The following is a 4,589-nucleotide window of genomic DNA, read 5'->3' as shown; positions in this document are numbered from 1 at the left end:
TAGCGCCTGACCGTGTTTCTCGATACGCCGAGGCGTTTGGCGATCTCGCGCAACGAGACATGATCGCGATAGTGCCAGCGTCGAATGATGCTCAATATTGCCATGTCGATCACTCCGTTCTCCCGCTTGTCGCTTCAGCGGGCCAGTCTGTTCTACGTGGGTCAATATTCGATGCAAATCACCGTGTCAGGTGGGTCAGAATTCAGTGCAAATCAACATCTTCTCTTTGCCGCGTGCTGGCCGCGTCAGCCGCGGCCTTGTGACGCGTCTTTACGCCGTTTTGATGTCGCGGCACGAAACTCAGTGCGCTCTTGATGTGGACTTCCGTAAATTACTGCGGATGTTCACAAACAAAAGTCCAGTCATGCATAAGTCGTTCCCCTCAAAACGAAATTGCCATTCCGCGTATATGAAGATGTTCCCCGAGCTTCGCATCAGACATTCAAGGGCGCCGCAATCATGATCTGGTTAGCCGGTTTGCTCGCAACTGCCTTGCTCGCCTATTCTTCCCTGCTGCGGACTAGTGCGAAGGGTGGCGCCTGCGGCAAGTCCGTGGGCGCCGCATTGCATTTCAGCTATCGACAAAATCTGCCGGAAAACGAAGCGGATTCACCAGTCACTTCTACTCGATACGAGACCGAACGCTGCTGCAAGCGTCCGCTGTAGTAGTCGGAGCGGGCATTTGAATCCCGATCAGCAAAGACTCTTATGGGGTCGACTTCTGTCGATCGCGAGCAGGTAGAGAGCGGCAAGGGGGCTTTTGACACTGCATCGGAGCCTGCCGAACATTGTTGGACGAAGGTCCGACTTACGCCGCTTGGCACCTCTATTGCGTCCGATGCTTCGTGTCATGTCGACGCGGGCGTCACGTTCCTCGCCTATCGATTAGTCGAGGTGATCGAACAGTTCTACCACCCAGTCGATAAAAACACGCACGCGTCGGCTCAAAGCCCGATTTTGCGGATAGACGACATGAAACGGGTAAGCGGGTTGACGCCAGTCCTCAAGTATCGGGACCAGTGAGCCGCTCTCGATCTGGTCTTTGATCACATAGCTGAAAGTCTGCAAAATTCCGAGCCCGGCCAGACCTGCTACGGCACGGGCTGCGCCATCGTTGACGCTGACCGCGTAAGGACCGTCTATCTCGATCAGCTCACCGTTTTTCATGAAGCGCGATGGCATTGGACGCCCGCTGTTCGGCGAATGGAATCCGATGATGCGATGATTCCGGAGAAGGTCATTCGGGTGGAGTGGTCGGCCATATTTTTCGAGGTAGCCAGGGGTTGCGCATGTCGTCCATGACGTCGTACCTAGCAGGCGAGCAACCATCGAAAGATCCGCGGCCGAGCCCCCGCGAATGACGCAGTCGATGTTGTCGCCGATCATATCGGCCGACTTGTCGCTGATGCCGAAATCGATCTGCATATCAGGATAGCGTGCGAAGAATTCAGGTAGCGCTGGAATGATGAAAAGGCGAGCCAATGTACCAACTACATCGATACGGATGCGACCCTTGGGCAATACGTGTCCCGCCGAAAAACCCTGATCAGCATCTTCAAGCTCGCGGATTAGCCGCGCAGTCCGATCGTAGTACGCGTTCCCATCTGCCGTAACCGACACTCGTCGGGTCGTGCGCTGAAGCAATCGGGCTCCAACATGACTTTCCAGCTCTTTGATCAGCTTGCTGACCGTTGCCTTGGGCATGTTCAGTGAATCGGCGGCCCGAGAAAATGATCCGGTTTCCGCAACCCGTATGAAGCTTCGTATGGCAAGCAATTGGTCCATGCTGAGGCTCGCTTGATGTGGATTGTTGCTGCTGGTAGACAATCATTCCACACAATGGGGATTTATCCAACAATCCGTTCGCCCTATAGTTTGTTCACGGATTCAAGGCGTGCCTCTCGTGCGCTCATCCCAGTACACGGAGATAGTCATGAACAAGCCTCTTACTGGCAAGACAGCATTGGTTACTGGCGGTTCGCGGGGAATTGGCGCTGAAATCGCTCGGCGTCTTGCTCACGATGGCGCAAATGTAGCGATCAGCTATTCGTCGTCCGATGAACAAGCATCGAACCTTGTGCGTGAGCTAAAGGAGCTGGGCGTCCAAGCGGCCGCTTTCAAGGCAGACCAAGGTGATGCTGGTCAGGTGACGTCGCTGGTCAAGGCTGTCGTAGAGCAATTTTCCGCGCTGGATATCTTGGTGAATAACGCCGGCGTGCTCGTTTATGGCTTGGTGTCGGACGCCGGTGCCGACCTGGCGGCAATCGACAAGGCGTTTTCTGTGAACGTTCGCGGTGTCGCGGCAGCAGTAAGGGCGGCTGTGCCTCTAATGCCTGATAACGCTCGAATCATCTCTATTGGGTCAGGGTTGGGCGATCAGTCGACGTGGCCAGGGATGGGCGACTATGCGGCGACAAAAGCCGCTGTCGCTGCTTATACCCGCAGTTGGGCACGGGATCTCGCAACCCGAGGGATCACTGTCAATACGGTTGCGCCGGGTCCGATCGAAACTGAAATGAATCCGGCAACGGGTGATTTCGCCGACATGGAACGCGCATCAGTGCCGATGGGGCGTTTTGGCAAGCCGTTCGAAGTAGCTGCGGCGGTTGCCTTCCTCGCGCGCCCGGACTCAAGCTTCATCACTGGAATCACGTTGAATGTGGACGGTGGGATCACCGCGTAGGTGTTCGTCCAAGCACTTGAAACTCACTTGTCCTGATTCACACAACATACGTTAAATGGAGTTCATTATGGTTGACGAAAACGGCCCTCACTATTTTGTGGCGTTTCAAAGCCCTGGCCCGAATTGGACGCAAGGTGTGAAGTACAACGAGCAGCCCGGCTTTATGGACCATGTCGGGTACATGACGGAGATGGCTGACAAGGGTTTGACCGTCCTGAGCGGTCCGTTCATGAAAGAAGCCGGGGGTCTAAACGGCGTGTTGGACGACGGCGGCATGACGATCTTCAAGGCCGCTGATTACGAGGAAGCCAACAAGATTGCGACGAATGATCCGACGGTGAAGTCAGGCCTCCTCAACGTCGAGGTCAAGATGTTCTGGGTCCCGTTCCACGACTAAGCTGCTGACGACCGGCTCAGAGGAACATGATCACCAGCCGTCGAAAATCCGTTACCTCGCCACCTCCGGAGCACGGCACGGCGACGCGCAATGCAACGTCAATTTGCTCAGTAGAGTGAGAAATTAAAGTTTGACTGTTTGTTGGCAATCGATTGCCTTCGTTGAAGTGATTGCCCAGACCCAACGCTATTGTTCCCATGCTGAAAGCGGCGGCCCTCGATGAATAACTCATGAAAACGGGGTGGTCTTCCATGAATAAAGGAGTAGCGACGTGATTAAAATGAGCTTGTTTCTAACCCGAAAAGCGGACTTGACGTTCGAGCAGTTCAGCGACTACTGGAAAAACGTGCATTGGCCAACTGTCCAAACCGTCCCAGAAGTCATGGAGAACACCATCCGCTACACTCAGCAGCACAACATAGGAGGCGTCCCCGAAGGGGTAACCGCGGCGCCGTTCGATGGCTATGCTGAAGCATGGTTCCCCAATATGGAAGCGGTCTACAAGGTAATTGGATCGCCCAAGTGGGCTGAAGTCATTGCTAAGGATGATGAAAATTTCCTTGACCGCTCGAAGACACTCGTTTTATTCAGCGAAGAGAAGGTTGATTACAACGCTTGATATTGTTGCGAGAGCCCTGGGTATTTAGTCCAGGACTGCAATTAACCGCACCCCATGATTACAGCAATCTAACGCGAACAATATGGCTTTATATGCGGGATCGATCGTCCATATCGGATGCGCCAAAAACAAAGCGTTAAAAGCCAAGAGGATTGATTTGGCCGGCGACAGCTTCGCTTCTCAACGACGCGGGTGTCCCTAGTAGATTGGAAGCGATTGTTGCGCAGGAGCTGGCTCGAATGGCCGCTCAGGGTCCCTCTTGTCAATGACAGCCTGCCGGATGGCTTGCAAGGGACTACGATCCTCGATTTCCGGCAGCTTATAAAGCGTCCATGCGAGCTCTCGGTCTTCCGGCACTCCGAACCGTTCGTCGAAAATGACGCGCTCCGCTCGTTAGTCGTCCGATCCATGAAGTAGCAGTGCCCCTGTCGCGAGGCAGGGGGACCACGTTGCCGGTTCAAGACGCTGCCGACGACTCCGCTTTGAATGGATTAGATTTGCGCCTGTCCGTCGACCACGAGCCCATCCTGCATATCCTCGGAGTACGAGGGCTTCGCCTCCGGAAAGGCGTGCGGAGGCGACGATCAGTGCGTTATACACGCTGAACCCGTATCGCTCAGCGATGGGAATTCCCCGATCGTGCGTGTCTTTTGCCAACGGTTCGGACGCGCAGCAGTCGAATCAGCTGAGCGCAGAGCGCGAACTGCGCGGCCTGACCACGGCATCCAGCCTCCGGGTAAGTGAAGGAGTCGGCATTGCGGCCGGGTTGGGCCGCGAAGCGACCGCGATCTTGAGTGAAACGGTTTCACCGATGCAGGCCAGAGCGGCACCATGCTTGCACTCGCATGGCGAAAGTGTCGGTGTTTCGGGGGCGGTCAAACTTGGGAGAG

At 55.2% G+C, this 4,589-nt stretch carries 5 protein-coding genes and 1 pseudogene; 4 read left to right on the top strand and 2 right to left on the bottom strand.

Features of this window, described 5'->3' with window-relative positions:
* Both JWR14_RS27220 and JWR14_RS27215 read right to left on the bottom strand, forming a co-directional pair.
* Window positions 1-104, bottom strand: a 104-nt coding sequence (locus JWR14_RS27220) for a helix-turn-helix domain-containing protein (RefSeq protein ID WP_299714887.1), incomplete at its 3' end; no start/stop codon positions are given.
* A gap of 781 nt (window positions 105-885) precedes the next feature.
* On the bottom strand, window positions 886-1,785 hold the full coding sequence (locus JWR14_RS27215) for a LysR family transcriptional regulator (RefSeq protein ID WP_299714880.1): 900 nt from the start codon (window positions 1,783-1,785) through the stop codon (window positions 886-888).
* Window positions 1,786-1,807: 22 nt separating this feature from the next.
* Between JWR14_RS27215 and JWR14_RS27210 the strand changes: the two genes are divergently transcribed.
* The 4 genes and pseudogenes from JWR14_RS27210 to JWR14_RS38635 all read left to right on the top strand — a co-directional run.
* Window positions 1,808-2,683, top strand: coding sequence for an SDR family oxidoreductase (locus tag JWR14_RS27210; RefSeq protein ID WP_299714877.1), 876 nt, complete (start codon window positions 1,808-1,810; stop codon window positions 2,681-2,683).
* Between the two features lie 67 nt (window positions 2,684-2,750).
* Window positions 2,751-3,080, top strand: coding sequence for a YciI family protein (locus JWR14_RS27205; protein WP_299714874.1), 330 nt, complete (start codon window positions 2,751-2,753; stop codon window positions 3,078-3,080).
* Between the two features lie 280 nt (window positions 3,081-3,360).
* The gene (locus JWR14_RS27200) at window positions 3,361-3,699 is read left to right on the top strand and encodes an EthD domain-containing protein (RefSeq protein ID WP_299714884.1); all 339 of its coding nucleotides are present in this window, start codon (window positions 3,361-3,363) and stop codon (window positions 3,697-3,699) included.
* 643 nt (window positions 3,700-4,342) lie between these two features.
* A pseudogene (locus tag JWR14_RS38635) lies at window positions 4,343-4,589 on the top strand (hypothetical protein); the annotation flags it as partial.

Origin of the sequence: Caballeronia sp., from assembly GCF_028292365.1 — a bacterium.
In the GTDB taxonomy this organism is placed as follows: Bacteria; Pseudomonadota; Gammaproteobacteria; order Burkholderiales; family Burkholderiaceae; genus Caballeronia.
Note: the sequence above shows the minus strand (reverse complement) of the source record. Positions and strands in the feature narration are given on the sequence as shown.